We start from the raw sequence: 16,649 nt of genomic DNA on the forward strand, positions 1-16,649 counted from the left end.
TTTATATGACTGTTCATCAGAAAAATTATAATAAAAAAGAGCTATGAATAAATTCATAACTCTTTTTCTTTTCATATTAAGCTTCGTCCTGCAAATCAAACCTGAAGCGCTTCTTCATCTGCATTCTGAAGAAGAGGTATGACAAGCCAGCTAAGACAAGACTCATGGCAATGAGTATCAACATCGGTTGTAGAATACCATCCCCAGTAGAGATTGTCGCTCTTAGGCCCTCAATTGAATACGTCATTGGCATGTATGGGTGAATTGCCCGATAGAACGGTGTTGTTAACTGCATTGGGTAAGTCCCCCCAGCTGCAGATAGCTGCAAGACCATCAAAATCAAAGCCAGGAATGTTCCCAACTTTCCAAGACAGACACTCAGCAAGAACAAGATTGTCATATCAGCTACTGAGCTGACTAACAAAACAATCAAGAACTTAAATGGTTCAAGTGGATGAATACCAACTAGGAAGATTGAAGCTAGATAAACAATTAACGCTGATCCAATTGATAGTACAAGCGGTACCATAAACTTACTGAACCACCAGCCTAATGAACTCTTAGGTGGCACAATTGCTGGATCAAATACGTTGATAATCGCCATTAAAGTAATCATTCCAACGTATAAGTAGATTGAAAGCATGTATGGTGCCATACCATAACCATTGTTCTTCGTATTGGTTGAATCACTATGCTTCACCTTAATTGGCTTACCAAACATGTTAACAGTCTTCTTATTGTCCTTAACCTTGTTAACCTTCTCAGCCCCATCGTTCAAGCCCTTTGAAAGTTTGTCGGCACCTTGGTTGGCAGACACTAGTCCAACCGTTAACTCATTTGCACCGGCCGTTAGTTTACCACCACCAGCAGCCAGTTGCTCTGCTGCTTCATAGATCTGGGCCCCCTTGGCATCCAACTGACCCAAACCACTAGCTAACTGTTGACCACCTTGATTGAGTTGTGAAACACCACCAGTATATTGACCAAGTCCACTAGCTAATTGATTAGCACCTGATTGAAGTTGACCACTCTTGCTATCAAGTTGACCGAGTCCGCCAGCAATTTGGTTGGCACCTGATTGAATCTCACCACTTTTACCATCAAGCTGACCTAAGCCACCAGCCAATTGGTTGGCACCTGATTGAATTTCGCCACTCTTACCATTAAGTTGACCAAGTCCACCAGCTAATTGGTTGGCACCTGACTGTATCTCACCACTCTTATTATCAAGTTGTGTTAGTCCATTGTAAACTGCGGCACCACCTTGCTTAAGACCAGCACTCTTTTGGTTGAGTTGGCTCAAGCCACCATTCAAGGAATTAGCTCCCGCTGAAAGTTCAGATACACCACCGAAAGCTTTTTGCATCCCGGCGTAAAGTTGATCATAGCCATCAGCTAGCTTAGCTAAATTATTCGTCTGCGCAGAATCACTCTGCAATTCAGTTTGAACCGAATTCAAGTTAGCCGTTAAACCACTAACATTCGTTTTAAGCGTTTGCTTTTGTGCTGCTGTTAGGTTAGAAGCGTTCTCCAAGGCTGCCAAACTTTGAATTTGCCCCGCCATATCACTCAACTTAGCAGTTAATGCAGCATTATTGCCACCAGACTGCGTTTGACGTAGCTTATCAACTTCCGCCTTATATTGTGACGCAGCTGAACTTAAGCTTTGACCACCATCATTAACACTACTATTAAGGGTATTTAATGATTCCGTTAGCTTGGCACTACCAGCTTGAGCTGAACTAACACCAGCCGTATATTGCTGAATCCCCTCATTTAATTGAGAACTACCATCCACTAACTTTGAAACACCACCAGTGTATTGACCCAAACCAGTCGCCAATGATTGGCTACCTTGGTTCAGTTTTGAGACACCACCGGTATACTGTCCCAAACCAGTCGCCAATGATTGTCCACCTTGGTTTAGTTTTGAGACACCGCCAGTATATTGTCCCAAACCAGTCGCCAATGATTGGCCACCTTGGTTCAGTTTTGAGACACCGCCAGTATATTGGCCTAAGCCACCAGCAAGTGAACCAGCTCCTGACTGTAACTGACCACCCTTACTATTAAGTTCAGACAACCCACCAGCTAACTTTTGACTACCGTCATTTAGTTGTGAAACGCCATTGGTATATTGCCCAAGCCCTTGACCCAGTTGACCAGCACCGTTACCGAGCTTACCAGCACCATCAGCAAGACTCTTGGATCCATCACTTGCCTTTTGCAAACCATCACCAAGTTTTGCTGATCCATCAGCCGCTTTTTGCATCCCTTTACCCGCTTGTTTAAAGCCAGTTAAGACTGCCTGTGCATAGGCCTTAGTCACTTCACTTTGGACATCAGCCTTAATTTCGTTCATCGCTCCTTCACCAATCTTTGAACCGATGAAGTTATTTCCAGAACTTGTTTTATATTTGAGCTGCATTTGCTTTGGATGATCATCCATTAGCGTTTTCGAATTCTTTGAAAAATCTTTTGGAATAATAATTTCCAAATAGTACTTACCGTCTTTTAGCTTCTTATCAGCTTCTTTCTCGTCAACTTTTTTGAAGTCCAGGCTCTTGCTGTCAACTAAGTTGTTAGCCATTGATTTTCCAATATTGACCTTTTTACCATCGATCTTAACACTCTGATCTTGATTAACGACAGCTACGGGTAGTTTATCAAGGGCACCATAAGGATTCCACATTGACTTCAAAAAAATGACAGAATAAATTGCTGGAATCAGCATAATCACAATCATCGCAAAGCGTAACAACTTATTCTTCTTTAACTTTTCCCACTCTGCCTTTATCATGTATGACTCCTTTCTGGTCGATGTGCTCGAATTAACTGACTAATCTTATAACTATTCAGTCGTTGCAAATAAGCCTGCTCAGCTTTTTCCATAAAAGAAGCAACTTCTTCTTCGCCTGAGCGAATATCCGAGGCACCCTCCAAAAAATTGTCGGCAAGATGTTTAGGGTGGTAATTCTTCGTTTTACCCTCAATCGCATAGTAAATATCGAGTAAGGAGATATCGTCGGTGTTTTTAATGAGGTAATAGCCGCCACCTTTACCCGTATCCGATGCAATAACATTTTCGCGGACAAGGTTTGCCAAAATTTTCTTGGTATAGGCATTCGAGCTCTGCATCAACTCACTTATTTCATTACTACTAATCTTTTGAGGGTAACGATCGTTGGCCAAGAGCAAAACAATGCAAATGGCACCTTCGAAACTATCTTTATATTTCATCCAGACCCCTCCATCATTAATTTAACTGTATACATTATACATACGTGGATGACAAATGTCCACGTTAAACCGTCAATTTATTTCACTTTATTTAAAAGTTTGTCCGCATTTTCACAGTATTTAAATTAAATGTTTTTGAAATCAAAAAAGGTCGCCCGTCTCAGGCGACCTTGCAACATTTAATTAATATTCAGTGGATACGGTCGTAAATAATTCTGTGTACATGTCGATAAACTTTAGATACATATCCTTCGAGCATTCTTCATTATTTTGGTGTGCCGTTAGGAAGTTCCCCGGACCAAACACAGCCATTGGAAATCCGATTGGATGATCAACAAGAAGCTTTGAAGCATCTGTTCCGCCCGGTGCAGCGATAGCTTTAATATCTTTTCCGACCGCCGCTTTGGCAATTGCTTGCATTTTTTGAATCAACTTTGAATGCAAGTCACCTTCAATTGGAATGATTTCCATGGTAACTTCACGACTAACCTCACCCTTGTGATTAGCATTAAAGTCAGCAATGGCTTGGTCAATAATGGCCAATACTGCTTCGTTATCAAATTCGGGTACCGTACGTACATTTAACTGTGCTTCTGCAGTTGCGGGTAAAATGTTTGGTTGAGAACCGCCATTGATCACATCAATATTGTAGACATCTTGTCCAAGATATTGGTTGGTATCCTTTTGGCTTCTTTCATCCAATTTCGTTTTAATATCCGCCCAAACATCCATTAACTCTTGAATAGCGTTAATACCTAATTGTGGCGTTGAACTATGCGCAGCCTTTCCTTTGGCTGAGAGCGTGATGTTCAACTCACCCTTATTAGCAAAGCTTGTATTGTATCCCGTTGGTTCACCGACAATCAGCGCGTCAACATCATCCATGTATCCAGCAGCTTGAAGGGCTGTTGAGCCAGCCATACCAACTTCTTCACCAGCTGTTGCTAAGAAACGCAAAGTGCCATCGAATGGTATCTCCTTTTCTTTAATGTCAATTAAAGCGATGGCCGCTGCAGCTAAGCCGCTTTTCATGTCTGAAACGCCACGACCAAACATTTTGTCTCCATCCATGGTTAATTGAAGTGGATCCGTCGCCCATTGGCTACGATCAAAGTCAACCACATCCATGTGCCCAGTAAAGGCAATGACTGGCTTACCAGTTCCAACGTGTGCCACTAAATTAGCGCGATGGTCAGGATCAGAAGCAAGCGGTAAGATTTCCGCTTCAATGCCATGTTTTTCAAACAAGGCCTTTAAGTATTCAGCCACAGGACGTTCATTTCCATTACGACTATCAAATTGAATTAAATCTGACAAAATTTGAATTTTTTCATTACTTTCCATAAGCATTCTCCATTCATTAGTCGGATAAACATGACAAAATTATTAAAATAAAGTATAGCACTAATTCTGAAGAAAGATAGTTCTTGGCGAAAAGTCATCAAGTGTTACAATGAAATAAACTAGGCTATGAGCGTAAAGGAGTTATACACATGCGTAAAGGAATTATTTCAATTATCGTTGCCACTACCGTAATTGGCGGAGCTGGTACTTATGGTTACGCTGAAATGAACGCGCAACATCAGGCTGAAACACAAAAAAGCCAAGCCTCAAGTCACGCTGCCAGCGTCAAGGCGGCTTCTAAATCATCTTCACAAAAATTAGCAGATAAAACGAGTACGACGACATCCAGTGCGAGTTCTACTGAAGTAAGTTCTAATCAAACAAGTCAAGCAGATTCTAAATCATCGAATTTGACACCATCGGGTAATACATCTAGTTCATCAACTGACAGTACAACAAGTCAAACATCTACTGCACAATCGCAAGATGCTTCAGCCGCCCATTCAAGTGCACAAACTACCATTGATCCAAACGATCCCAACCTGACACCACATCAAATTGCACAGTTGTCTCCCACTGACCAAGCCGCTAATCTACGCGTTGCAGCAGCTCAAGATCCCACCCGTTTCAAGATGGATTCAGCTATCGTAAAGGGGTATTCTAACGCGGCTATCCAGAGCGTCCCCGCTTGGTCACACTATTCTGATAGTGAAATCAACCACTTTAGGAGCCAAGATTAATAGACACAAAAAGCACCAGTATCCCAAGATACTGATGCTTTTTTAATCTAAAACATGCCACTGCGTAAAACGCGTTGCCGTTACATCAAAGTAACCGGTTGTTAAATACTGCTTTGCTTTTAAAACAAGCGGTGAAGCATTCGCCTCAGTTATATCATCAAGGTCCACAAATAATGCTCCGGCGGCATCTTGACCATCAAAATCTGGCACTTTAGCCTGAATATCACCTTGAAACTGCAAAACATGGTAAAAGACGGTAACATGCTGGTTTTCTTCAAATCCTTGATAGTGCCAGTGATAGTGGAAACTTGTAACGCCCAGTTGCTGAATCTCTTTAGTTAAAAGTCCCGTCTCTTCTTTAATTTCACGAGTCAACGTCTGTTCTAAAGTTTCGCCTGCCTCCGATTGTCCACCAGGTAAATCAAAACGGTTCTGGTAAGGTCCATCTGTTTTTTTATAACAGCCAGCTGTTTCTGCTGAACCATTACACCATAAACGCCAAAAGATTGATGTACGCCATTTTGCACCATCGTGAACCTCCAGAAGTTTTAATATATCTGATATTCCTGTCCCGTTTGTTTACCGACAACACTTTTAACAAAAGCTTCGGCAACGTCCGTAATTGAGACCGGTGTATATCCCAAAAATTGCGACTTTAATTTCTCAAAACTGACATCAACCACATTAGGACTGATAGCATTAATGCGTAGTCCACGTGGTAAATCAATCGCGGCGGATTTTACAAAAGCAGTCACACCACCATTTGCCATGGCCGCTGAAGTACCACCAGGAATTGGATCATCTTTCTTAATCCCTGTCGTCAACGTAAAACTGCCACCATCTTTAAGATAGTGCTGTCCAACAATCACCAAGTTAATTTGACCTAATAGCTTACTCTGGACTGACAACATATTATCTTCTGGCTGCATGTCAACCAAAGCCTTCGCAGTTGTCTGACCGGCAGTTGAAATCACGTGGTCTAACTCTGGCAGGTCCGTATACATATTTTGAATACTTTCAGGATCAGCTAAATCAACATAGACATCAGCATCATGGCGGCCGCCAATAATAACGGAATGGCCTAATTCACGCAAACGCGCTACAACAGCCTTTCCCAATGTCCCATTTCCACCAACAACTAAAATTTGCATCTTTGATTACCTCTTAAATATTGGCCTATTTATTGTTAAGCTAAAGTCACTTCAATACGCTTGGGCATTTTGATGGCTAATTTTTGAATCTTTTGAATTGGATCGATACCAATAACTTCAATCACATCAGCCAATACATTTAGTTGTAGCGTAAAAGCTGGTACCGTTGTATCCCCAGTTGTATAGATTTCAATATCAACAGCGGTACTATCTGGATCAACAGCGGTACTATCTGGAACCATCTTAACATCGGCCTTCGTTACAGTACCATTTAGGACACGCAAGACCCAGCCTTCGGTTAACTGAATCACATTTTGTTCTTCTGACATTATGGATACCCCTTTTTCATTCAGTAATTAATTAACCTTAGTGTACCTTTATTATCTTGCGGACTAGCGACAGCAATGCGTCAATTTGGTTAAAGCCATTGCAATAAACTTACAAAAGCACCTGCAATCTCAGCATAGCTAAATCAACATTCACTAAATAACAATTTAGTCATAATATGTTCTTGCTCATAATTTAATAACCATTTATTTAAAACACCAGTCACCGACTAGACAGTTCCATTCTTCTTCATAAATGAATGTACATTCAGAATAGTAACTGCATACTTAACTCGCTTGGACTCCTTTCTTGAGTATACTGTGCCAGACAATTTCCAAAAACACTTATTTTTTATAACAAACGCATAAAACTCTTGTATAATGGAGTATACTTTATATTTAAAGCAAAAAAACAAAAAGGAAGTAACATTTACACATGACAGTAACCCCCATTTATTGGATTGGCTTTTTTGTCTTTGTCGTTGCAATGCTCGTCTTAGATCTTAAAGTTTTCAACAAAGCAAATACAGCTCCAACCATGAAGCATTCCCTCATTACTAGTGGTGTCTGGATTGTTCTGGCACTGCTCTTCGCTTTCATCATTTTCCACCTTGGTGGTAAAGATGCAACCGTCGACTATCTCACTACCTATACCCTCGAGATGTCGTTAAGTCTAGATAATCTATTTGTCTTTATTCTCGTCTTTGGTTTTTTCAATATCGCCGCTAAGTACCAGCACCGCGTCTTATTCTGGGGTGTTTTCACCGCTATCATTATGCGGGTTTTGTTTATCCTTGGTGGATCAGCTTTGTTATCACATTTCCAATGGCTAATGTACGTTCTTGGTGCCTTCTTGCTTTATGCTGGAATTAAGATGTTCTTTAATAACCAAGAACAACAAGAAAGCCTTGATGATAATAAATTGATGCGTTTTTTGAATAAAGTGCTACCCATTAAGATTACCGAACAAGATGGTGCCCCATTCTTTGTAAAATCGAATGGTAAGACATTTGTCACTCAATTCATGGTCGCTTTAATCTTCATTGAAATATCTGACATTATTTTCGCCTTTGATTCAATTCCTGCTTCATTGGCCGTGACGACTGATACCTTTGTGGTCATCACATCAAACATCTTTGCATTAATGGGCTTACGTTCATTCTATGCGGCATTGTCATTAATTCTGCCAATGTTCAAATACATTAAGTATGGTCTTGCTGCAATTTTGTCATTCATCGGTTTGAAGATGATTGTAAATGAAATTAGCAAAGCAATGGGCTCAAGTTTTGAAATCTCAAACGCGGCTTCATTAGTTGTGATTGTGCTTTGCCTGGCCGTTGCCATCGGTGCATCGCTCATCTCAAATCGTCGTGAAAAACAAGCTTAAACAAAAAAGCAACTAGTCGTAGATTTCTCCGGCTAGTTGCTTTTTTATTGTTTTATTGTAAACGTGACTAAAATTAAAGCGTGTCGTTACTCCCCAACCGTACTAACTTAACCACTTAGCTAAATTCTGCCAAGACTTTTCATTTACTAGCATTCTTGGTACATCTAAATTGTTTGTGCCTTGATTGACAATGCCTGGATCAAGCGTGGAAACAGAAAGAATACCGTGTTTACTCATATACTGGGTTAAATAATCGTTAGCAGCCCCATATGGGTACGTAAAATACTTCGCATATTGTCCCGTATGTTGCTTAATTACGGCTTGGCTGTGACGATAATCTGCTGCCATTGTCTGATGCGATATCTTACTTGATTGCAAGGCTGGTTGTTCATCGATTTGATAATGTAGTTTATCAGTATGCAACCCCACCGTTGCTAATGGACTCTTGGCCATCTTTTCTAGTTGCTTCCAATTGGCCATCCGAATGCCATCCACTTTTTTGTCTACAAATCCGGTTACCACAAAGAATGTATAGGGAAATTGCTTTTGTTCCAAAATGTTCGCTGCATTTTCTGGCATCGACCGATCCACATCATCAAACGTTAAGACAACATATTTTCCATGGATTGGCCCGTTAGCTTTCATATTGAGCATCTCTTCATATGAAATCACTTTTACGTGTTTCTTCGCTAAAAAGTCCATTTGCTTTTTAAACTCTGTTTCGGTGACATTATATTCATGTAACTGATCATTACTTGAAACATGTTTGGCGGCACGATTTAAGCCAGAATCCTTTAAAATACGATGATACGTCAAGACCGTTACCCCATTAGACTCTTGACGGAACATTCCAGAATAAGCAGGCAAAGTACTGTGCGCATGCCCTTTAGAAAACTGTAAATATTCATTTCCCAGTGCCAACCCAAAAATAATTAAAAAAATGATATAAATACTTCGTTTGATGCGCATAAACTTTACCCCTCTCGGTGTCGTGTATCCCGAGTTAACTCAGCACACCCCAAAACAAACAACCAAACCAACAAACTCACACTCAACAATCCGATTACGATTAAGAAAATTTTCTGATTTAACCCCAATACAATATATAGAATGCTTAAATCATCTGTATAGGCTCCCCCAAGGTACAGCCCGCCAATTAATACTAGTCCGAATGAAACGATCCAAACACTTGAAATAAACGTTTCTTCTAACCAACCAAAATACCTTTTTTTCCGAATAATCATGTTTATACCCCTCGATCTGGACTGACCCATGTCCCTGTAGATTTCTTTGTGAATAGGACGATAAATTCTGACTTAATTGAACAAACTAAATTAATCACCCAATAAAATAGGTAATAAATCGGCCAAACAAATAAATCACGTACTGAAATTTTGCTTGTTCCTCCGTCGCGAATCAAGCTAACTGTCGTCATGAATACCATCATAAAGATATAAATAAACATAATCGGCACTGAAAGCTTGAAATCATGCGCTGGAAAGACGGAAATAACGAAATCAAGTGTACTGATGATGAATGACCACGACCAAAGGTGTGAAAAGAACATTTCCAACATTAAAAACTTGGTTCCGGTACCAGCTTGCCGTAAAACCCAATGAATATTCTGGTTGAACACTTCGACGCCACCAATCGACCAGCGTGTCCGCTGCTTGATAAATCCCTTTAATTTTTCTGGTACCAAAATGTGCGTAATTGCGCGTGGTTCATATTTGATTTGGTATCCGAATTTATAAAAACGCCAAGTGACATCAATATCCTCAGTCATCACTTGTGGATTAAACCCTCCAACCGTTTTTAGACTGCTCACCCGATACATCACTAGCACACCAGAAACGGTCATAATTTTATGAAATAATGTTTGTTGCGCTCGCTTGATTGTATCAATGATACTCACATACTCAAGTGCTTGTAGCGTTCCCAGCACAGTCGTCCGATTTCGAACAATTGGCTTTCCCGTAACTGCTGCAATTTCTGGTCGATCAAAGTTTTCAACTAACTTACTAATCGCTGCTGAGTCAATAATCGAATCTGCATCAATTACCGTAATATAGTCAGAATCAACATAATGCGTTAAAGCAAAATTGAGTGCACGTGCCTTCCCACCATTTTCAGACATTTCAACGAGTGTGCAATTCGTCCAATGTTGTTTCTGAATATAGTGTCTCACAATATCGACCGTTTCATCCGTGCTTGCATCATCAACTAAAACAACTTTGAGATTTTCATATGTGACCTTTTTGATTGCTGCCATAGTCTCTTCAATCAAATCAGCTTCATTAAACATTGAGACAACGATTGTGACGCTTGCTTCGTCTGCAATATCTACCTTTGTTTTTTCCCGATGGGTGTGAAAACAGATGGCCCCTACGATCCATCCGACTGACATAAAAACAGGATAGATAATGGTATACCCCGTCATTAATTGTAAAATCTCCTTCAGTACCTCTGTCATACCCTTTTCCTCCCCAATTCTTAAACCTAAACTCGGCGCAATTGAATTTTAAGCCGTTCCTCAATTATGGCCATTTCGTCATATGAAGCTCGTGGCAAATGAGTCGTTTGTTCTAAATGAAAAATAACCTTATTGATAGTGATTTTAGGATTTTCTTGATAATAATGTTGCACAATTGGTTCAAACATTAAAATCCGCTTACTAATCCGTTTGGGCTGCTTTTCATCTGTCATATTCGACGCGACCTCCGTATGAATCGTGTCACGATTATGAAAGTGATAGTTGAGTTGCGCTGGCCCCGTTGCTCTTACATCAAAGTACATGGCGCACTCCTTTCTACATTTTTTATGATTTTTCAATTAGAAAAACATCATTTGCTCTAACTGATAACTCAAATTAAACCACAATTAATTTTTGAATTATATGATTTCCAGTCGCTTACCGTTCATGCTTTTTTACTCACGATAAAAAAACAGAGACTCTGAAAATAGAGCTCTGTTCGTTCCAATCATATTATGGTTGACGCTATCGCTTATCCAGCGCTTTTGGCATATACTTTTCATAGTAGGTAATGTGCAACTTGCGTAACGCTAAAAAAACGTAGACTCTGCATCGTGCTTGTTATGATATTCTGAGCCTGCCAAAGCAAACATATTCCTAAGGAGGATCATGATGGACAAAATCCTTTGTTTTTTAGATAAAGATGATGAACAAAAAATCCATATTGTTAATCAAATGTTGCAGTCGTCAGAACCCATGTTAGAACGCAAAACCTTCGCGGCCAATCTTGACATGTCAAACTACCGTTTAAACAAGCTAATTGATGAAATTAATCTTGATTTACAAACCGTTGCGCCTAATGTTTTCATTAACGTCACCGATCGCTACATTGATAACAATGAGCAACTGAAATTTGGTGTTGAAAACTTATTATTGCGTAATTATTTTAAATCAAGTAATGCCGAGAAATTCCTACTCTCCTTATTAAAGAATGATCAAATCATTTTTAATCAAACCTTTCGCGGGTATGGTTGGTCGCGTGCTTTTTTCTTCAAAGAAAAAAAGAAATTCGAAGAGAATATGATGTACTTTATTGGCTTACATCCTTCTGAGAAAAATTTGCGTCTCTTTATTTACAATTTATATGACTACTTTAATGTCGTCCCCGACGTTCAAATTCCGGAAGTTCAACGTCTGCTTGATCGCGTGTTGCAACTCGATATTCCTCGAATACAAAATGACCTCGTTTTTGCACAAAAAATTAGCATTTTGATTATCATTTCATATTTCCGTAACCATTATCATCATCGTGTTGCTGAAGATTACTTGTGGTTAGCTAAAAATCCAGATAACCCAGGCGTCCTTGATTTGTTTAAACAAGTCTTGCCTGAAAACACAACGCGCGCCTCCATCTTCATTTTCCAGACAACACTCGAAATTGGGCTAATTGAACCGACCCACTACCCAATTGAGGACTTAGTCCGTGACGAATCAAGCTGGCAAGCCGTCTATCGTATTATCGCTAATTATATGGACCAACTTGATTTTCCGTTTTCAGAGACCCAAATCAACAACACAGTTCGTGAAGTGTATACAGAAACCCAGCGAAATTATTTCTTAACGGAACGTGATTATAGTCATGCCAGCCATTATTTATCGACAGTTTACCCGCAAACGGATTTCCATATTCGCCAATTAATCGCTTTAGTGAATCAAGAAATTCGTATGTCACAAAATCATCTTTACCATCTGTATTTTAGAATTGTTGTGTTAGCCATGTCGTCAGGTTTGGACTTTCAAAAAGATGACACAATTGAAATTTGTGTCTCTTTTTCTCGAGGCTACCGCGCCACCAATTGGGTGTCCAATAATATTAATGCCTTCACCTATCTCAACGTTCATACCACAACGGAACTGTCAGAAAAGACCGACATTTATGTGAGCGATGTGCCTTTGGATCATTTTGAAAAACCACAAGTAATTTGGAATAGCCCAACTGGGCCACAACAATGGTATGACTTAGAAGAACTCATTCGCCAAGTTCGTCATCAGAAATTTAGCCCAAAATAAATGTTTACAAATTTTCATCGCTTTGATATTCTGACCGCGAAAGCGAGGGGAATTTATGAAATTAAGAACATTTTTAGTTAATATATTAGTAACAGTGGCCTGTGGTGTCAGTCTGTTGCCAATTACGGCGCAAGCTGACACGTTATCAGCCAAGGGTATTGATAAGGATAGTGCCATCATTACTGATGGCCAAGGCAAAGTGCAAAGTCATACAGCTGACCTTACTGAATCCGGATATCATGTGAGTTGGCATTGGTCTATTCCCGACCAAGTTAAAATTAAATCTGGTGATACCATGCAGGTTGAGATTCCAGATAACGTCATGATTCCGCATGCCTTAACCTTTGACATTTTGAATAGTACGGGCATTGTGGTCGGTCAAGCTAACTTTGCTGCGAATAGCCCCACTGGTACAGTGACTTTTAACAACGAATTGGCCGATAAAACACTTAATCGCAAAGGTGAAATTTATATCTACGCAAGTGGTAAAGCTATCGATGATCAGTTACCAAGCGATTGGTTGATTAACAAATCCGGTTGGTGGGAATCTGAACAACACGACAAAATCAATTGGAACATTGCCTTAAATCCAGCGCAAGACCATCTCGGACACGTCACGTTAACTGACACACTTGGCGCACACCAAAGCTACATTCCAGGAAGCGTGCAAGCCCAAACTGGAACTTGGGATGATCAGGGGCAGTTCACTCCAGATGGTGGCACCCTTGATGTAACCGTCTCACAAAAATCAGATCGATCAATCCAATTTGATTTGGCTAACGTAAAAACAGGGGTCAACCTACAATACCAATCTAAGGCAACTGGTAATCCAAATGGCGCAACGTACACCAATGACGTTACTCTCGATGCAGATAATCTTGGTGGTGGTGACGATGACGGCATGTCTCGTAATCAATCTAGTGCCCAATTGAGTTTCGGTGGCGGTGGTACCGGTGATGGTGATATGGACATTAAACCTGATGTCCCTGAGAAACCTACTACGCCTGATCAGCCTGTCACGCCTGAAAAACCAGCTCAACCACAGGATCCGGTAACACCTGAAAAGCCAGTTCAACCACAACAACCAGTTGGGCCAAAAAAGCACAACCCCAAAAAACAACCTAAGCAAGTGCCTTCAACACAGGTACCTGCTAACCACCCACAAGATACAATCACGAGCAAAGCTAGTGAACACACTACCCCAGCCAACAAGAAACAGCCGCAGCATCAACAGTTACCACTAACAGATGTTGCAAAGTACAGCTTTCTTTCATTGATTGGCTTAGTGATTCTATCCGTAACTGGGACACTTTATTTTAAATCACATCACAAATAAACCATGAAAAACCTATCAGTCCAAGCGACTGTTAGGTTTTTTTGTGTGGCGAGTTTTTCGGCTAATTAGCGTATAATAAACATATAAATATATACGATAACGGGGTAACTGAAATGAAAAATAACCAGTTTGGAAGGATGCAACTCCCACTAGCTACAGAACTCTGGGAATTGAAAAACATTCATTTTCTTGAGACAGATGTTTTAGACACGCCTAAAGCACAATTGATTGCATTTTTGCAACGAGCTTGGGCCCCACTAGTCACGAGTCCGGCTGCTTTTGACCAGAAACTTAGCCAGCTGCTCGCAACACCAGACACAAACATGGCTGATTTTTTGGCATCAGCAGCTCCCCTTACCGCCGACATTTTTGCAAGCCTTGCCTTACAATTATTACAATTTGAACCAGAAACTGACTACGATATAGCTGATCCTTTGTCTGCATACAGCACTTTGCAGTTACCAACATTTGATGTTGAAGCCTTCCAAACTGCCAACGATGTTGCACATGCGTGGTATCAACTGCTGTCAACACATACTAAAAATGGCGAAACCTATTTAGATTACCTCACACAAACGGGCTACTTTGTGCCATTTTACGGTCAAATCACCGGTCCTGTTTTCTTCAATGGAAAAGCCCAAGCTGTTTTCAATCCCCATGAAACCATTCATGAAATTGTTTATGTTGAAGCCCCACTTGATACAGACCATGATGGTAAACGCGATTTGTTGAAAGTTGAAGTCTCTCGACCAAAGTTAACCAACTCAGGTTACAAAGCTCCAGTCTTGTATACAGCGAGTCCCTACAATCAAGGAACGAATGACACTTTTGGTGAAAAAATAACACACTCGGTTGATGTCCCGTTAACTGAAAAGGCTCCCAACCAACTAACCGCAGCCGATGTCCAATTTCAAAGCCTATCGCCAGAGCTACCACCCGAACGCCTCCCTATTGGTGAAACCGTGTTAGCCACTGAGCACTTTGCTAAGGAACAGAGTTATACGTTAAACAATTACTTTTTGAGTCGTGGTTTTGCGGTTGTATATGCTGCGGGAATTGGTACCCGCGATTCAGATGGTCTTCGTGATACTGGTGGTCCTGCTGAAACGCTCTCAACTGTTGCAATCATTGAATGGTTAGATGGTCAACGTCAAGCATTCACCAACAAGACTGATCGCATTGCCATCCCCGCTTGGTGGACCAATCAACATATTGCCATGACTGGTCGCTCGTATTTGGGAACTTTGGCAACTGCTGCTGCCACTGCAGGTGTTGACGGTCTAAAAACGGTTATTTCAGAAGCAGCGATTTCAAGTTGGTATGATTACTATCGTGACAACGGATTGGTCGCCGCTCCCGACACCTTCCAGGGTGAGGATATGGACGTCTTGGCTGGTGATGTTTTCAGCCGTATGCAAGACGCAGGCGACTATCTTGGCGTTAAAAAAGACTTTGAACAAGTTCTATCACAGTTACAAAAGGACCAAGATCGTCATTCTGGTAGTTATACGGCCTACTGGGATGGCCGAAACTATTTGAACCAAGTCGCCAATATCAAAGCCGACATGATTTTAGTCCATGGTTTAAATGACTGGAACGTCAAACCACGCAACGTCTACAATTTATGGCAAAGTTTACGTGAACTCCCCATCCATAAGAAAATCATCTTACATCAAGGACAGCATATCTACATTAATAACTTCCGCTCCCTTGATTTCACAGATATGATGAATTTGTGGTTAAGCTATAAATTGTTTGATTTGAATAATGGGGCTGATACTTTGTTACCAGACGTTTTGATTCAGGATAATGTCACGGCGGAGACTTGGCATCCTGTTGCGGATTGGCCTGCTGCCACCGACCAGTACCAAACCCTCTATCTGGATCAAGATCATTTAACTGAAACAAAGCATCAAACACCTCAAATCCAAACGTTTAATGATCAGTTATCCGAGGCAACTTTCAAACGCTATTGTGATGATTTAGCTGGCTGGCATGCTGATCTCTTCAAGCCAAATACGGATGAAAACGCATTACGCGATAACCGACTCATTTTTAAAACAGAACCCCTAGTGCACCCTTGGACAATTGACGGTACCCCTGAAATCACAGTCGATGTCGCAGTTGATGCGTCCGTGGGGATGCTTAGTTTCCAACTAGTCGATTATGGTGATGCAAAACGGCTGGGTGCCAAGCCAACGCTATTAGCCAAAAATGTCTTGAGCGGTGCCTATGACTGGCGGACTGATGATTTATATGAATTTATGCCAGAAACACAAGTCACGCCTTGGAAGATGATTACTAAGGGACACGTCAACTTACAGAATCGCACGCATGCCTATCAAAATGAAGTAGTCGTACCAAATACCTTTAACCAAGTGCACGTGACCTTACAACCAACGTTCTATCGCTTGCCAGCTGGACATCAACTTGGATTAGTGATTTATGCAACCGATTTTGAAACCACCATTCGTGGTAACCAAAACCTCAGTTACCAAATTAACCTAACTGAGAGCCAACTTAATTTACGTCTTGCTGACGATCATTAATAAAAAAGTCGCACACCTATGTGCGACTTTTTT

At 40.8% G+C, this 16,649-nt stretch carries 15 protein-coding genes; 5 read left to right on the top strand and 10 right to left on the bottom strand.

All coding sequences use genetic code 11. The features are described from left to right. Positions 1-76 precede the first annotated feature (76 nt). From IE337_RS04635 to IE337_RS04645, 3 genes are all read right to left on the bottom strand, one after another. Complete coding sequence (locus IE337_RS04635) at positions 77-2,800, bottom strand: YhgE/Pip domain-containing protein (protein WP_191135975.1); 2,724 nt, start codon at positions 2,798-2,800, stop codon at positions 77-79. Then, positions 2,797-3,240, bottom strand: coding sequence for an RrF2 family transcriptional regulator (locus IE337_RS04640; RefSeq protein WP_057743829.1), 444 nt, complete (start codon positions 3,238-3,240; stop codon positions 2,797-2,799). Before IE337_RS04640 ends, IE337_RS04635 begins: the two co-directional genes overlap by 4 nt. Positions 3,241-3,423: 183 nt before the next feature. Continuing rightward, complete coding sequence (locus IE337_RS04645) at positions 3,424-4,584, bottom strand: ArgE/DapE family deacylase (protein WP_057743832.1); 1,161 nt, start codon at positions 4,582-4,584, stop codon at positions 3,424-3,426. Between the two features lie 149 nt (positions 4,585-4,733). On the opposite strand from IE337_RS04645, the gene IE337_RS04650 reads away from it, so the two are divergent. Continuing rightward, the gene (locus IE337_RS04650; protein ID WP_191135976.1) at positions 4,734-5,324 is read left to right on the top strand and encodes a hypothetical protein; all 591 of its coding nucleotides are present in this window, start codon (positions 4,734-4,736) and stop codon (positions 5,322-5,324) included. A gap of 42 nt (positions 5,325-5,366) precedes the next feature. Here the strand turns inward: IE337_RS04650 and IE337_RS04655 are convergent, their stop codons facing one another. From IE337_RS04655 to IE337_RS04665, 3 genes are read right to left on the bottom strand one after another with little or no spacing between them, the layout of a single operon-like run. Continuing rightward, entirely contained in the window at positions 5,367-5,888 is a 522-nt protein-coding gene (locus tag IE337_RS04655; RefSeq protein WP_341480679.1) for an NUDIX hydrolase, read from the bottom strand. After that, complete coding sequence (locus tag IE337_RS04660) at positions 5,873-6,475, bottom strand: short chain dehydrogenase (RefSeq protein WP_191135977.1); 603 nt, start codon at positions 6,473-6,475, stop codon at positions 5,873-5,875. The genes IE337_RS04655 and IE337_RS04660 overlap by 16 nt, the downstream gene beginning before the upstream one ends. A 35-nt stretch (positions 6,476-6,510) precedes the next feature. Then, positions 6,511-6,804, bottom strand: a complete 294-nt coding sequence (locus IE337_RS04665; RefSeq protein WP_191135978.1) for a hypothetical protein — start codon at positions 6,802-6,804, stop codon at positions 6,511-6,513. A 433-nt stretch (positions 6,805-7,237) separates the two neighbouring features. Between IE337_RS04665 and IE337_RS04670 the strand changes: the two genes are divergently transcribed. Beyond that, positions 7,238-8,188 (top strand): TerC/Alx family metal homeostasis membrane protein, encoded by a 951-nt coding sequence (locus IE337_RS04670; RefSeq protein WP_057743848.1) that lies wholly within the window; start codon positions 7,238-7,240, stop codon positions 8,186-8,188. 102 nt (positions 8,189-8,290) lie between these two features. On the opposite strand, the gene IE337_RS04675 is transcribed toward IE337_RS04670, so the two are convergent. From IE337_RS04675 to IE337_RS04690, 4 genes are read right to left on the bottom strand one after another with little or no spacing between them, the layout of a single operon-like run. Then, positions 8,291-9,157, bottom strand: coding sequence for a polysaccharide deacetylase family protein (locus IE337_RS04675; protein ID WP_191135979.1), 867 nt, complete (start codon positions 9,155-9,157; stop codon positions 8,291-8,293). Between the two features lie 5 nt (positions 9,158-9,162). Further along, positions 9,163-9,432, bottom strand: a complete 270-nt coding sequence (locus IE337_RS04680) for a hypothetical protein (RefSeq protein ID WP_191135980.1) — start codon at positions 9,430-9,432, stop codon at positions 9,163-9,165. Between the two features lie 2 nt (positions 9,433-9,434). Beyond that, positions 9,435-10,661, bottom strand: coding sequence for a glycosyltransferase family 2 protein (locus tag IE337_RS04685; RefSeq protein WP_191135981.1), 1,227 nt, complete (start codon positions 10,659-10,661; stop codon positions 9,435-9,437). A 26-nt stretch (positions 10,662-10,687) separates the two neighbouring features. Continuing rightward, on the bottom strand, positions 10,688-10,984 hold the full coding sequence (locus IE337_RS04690; protein ID WP_057743860.1) for a hypothetical protein: 297 nt from the start codon (positions 10,982-10,984) through the stop codon (positions 10,688-10,690). A 346-nt stretch (positions 10,985-11,330) separates the two neighbouring features. On the opposite strand from IE337_RS04690, the gene IE337_RS04695 reads away from it, so the two are divergent. From IE337_RS04695 to IE337_RS04705, 3 genes are all read left to right on the top strand, one after another. Beyond that, positions 11,331-12,731 carry a hypothetical protein gene (locus IE337_RS04695; RefSeq protein WP_191135982.1) on the top strand — a complete coding sequence of 467 codons (1,401 nt, stop codon included), beginning with the start codon at positions 11,331-11,333 and terminating at the stop codon, positions 12,729-12,731. 55 nt (positions 12,732-12,786) lie between these two features. After that, positions 12,787-14,067 (top strand): collagen binding domain-containing protein, encoded by a 1,281-nt coding sequence (locus IE337_RS04700; RefSeq protein WP_191135983.1) that lies wholly within the window; start codon positions 12,787-12,789, stop codon positions 14,065-14,067. Between the two features lie 113 nt (positions 14,068-14,180). Continuing rightward, positions 14,181-16,616: a Xaa-Pro dipeptidyl-peptidase gene (locus IE337_RS04705; RefSeq protein WP_191135984.1), complete on the top strand. Its 2,436-nt coding sequence runs from the start codon at positions 14,181-14,183 to the stop codon at positions 16,614-16,616. Positions 16,617-16,649 lie beyond the last annotated feature (33 nt).

Source organism: Weissella viridescens, assembly GCF_014789145.1.
GTDB lineage: Bacteria > Bacillota > Bacilli > Lactobacillales > Lactobacillaceae > Weissella > Weissella viridescens.

What these genes read in the sequence shown, in the direction of transcription:
- IE337_RS04660 (WP_191135977.1), bottom strand. Translation starts at nt 6,475, where the DNA reads ATGCAAATTTTAGTTGTTGGTGGAAATGGGACATTGGGAAAGGCTGTT.
- IE337_RS04705 (WP_191135984.1), top strand. Translation starts at nt 14,181, where the DNA reads ATGAAAAATAACCAGTTTGGAAGGATGCAACTCCCACTAGCTACAGAA.
- IE337_RS04680 (WP_191135980.1), bottom strand. Translation starts at nt 9,432, where the DNA reads ATGATTATTCGGAAAAAAAGGTATTTTGGTTGGTTAGAAGAAACGTTT.
- IE337_RS04675 (WP_191135979.1), bottom strand. Translation starts at nt 9,157, where the DNA reads ATGCGCATCAAACGAAGTATTTATATCATTTTTTTAATTATTTTTGGG.
- IE337_RS04700 (WP_191135983.1), top strand. Translation starts at nt 12,787, where the DNA reads ATGAAATTAAGAACATTTTTAGTTAATATATTAGTAACAGTGGCCTGT.
- IE337_RS04670 (WP_057743848.1), top strand. Translation starts at nt 7,238, where the DNA reads ATGACAGTAACCCCCATTTATTGGATTGGCTTTTTTGTCTTTGTCGTT.
- IE337_RS04645 (WP_057743832.1), bottom strand. Translation starts at nt 4,584, where the DNA reads ATGGAAAGTAATGAAAAAATTCAAATTTTGTCAGATTTAATTCAATTT.
- IE337_RS04640 (WP_057743829.1), bottom strand. Translation starts at nt 3,240, where the DNA reads ATGAAATATAAAGATAGTTTCGAAGGTGCCATTTGCATTGTTTTGCTC.
- IE337_RS04685 (WP_191135981.1), bottom strand. Translation starts at nt 10,661, where the DNA reads ATGACAGAGGTACTGAAGGAGATTTTACAATTAATGACGGGGTATACC.
- IE337_RS04665 (WP_191135978.1), bottom strand. Translation starts at nt 6,804, where the DNA reads ATGTCAGAAGAACAAAATGTGATTCAGTTAACCGAAGGCTGGGTCTTG.
- IE337_RS04635 (WP_191135975.1), bottom strand. Translation starts at nt 2,800, where the DNA reads ATGATAAAGGCAGAGTGGGAAAAGTTAAAGAAGAATAAGTTGTTACGC.
- IE337_RS04690 (WP_057743860.1), bottom strand. Translation starts at nt 10,984, where the DNA reads ATGTACTTTGATGTAAGAGCAACGGGGCCAGCGCAACTCAACTATCAC.
- IE337_RS04650 (WP_191135976.1), top strand. Translation starts at nt 4,734, where the DNA reads ATGCGTAAAGGAATTATTTCAATTATCGTTGCCACTACCGTAATTGGC.
- IE337_RS04695 (WP_191135982.1), top strand. Translation starts at nt 11,331, where the DNA reads ATGATGGACAAAATCCTTTGTTTTTTAGATAAAGATGATGAACAAAAA.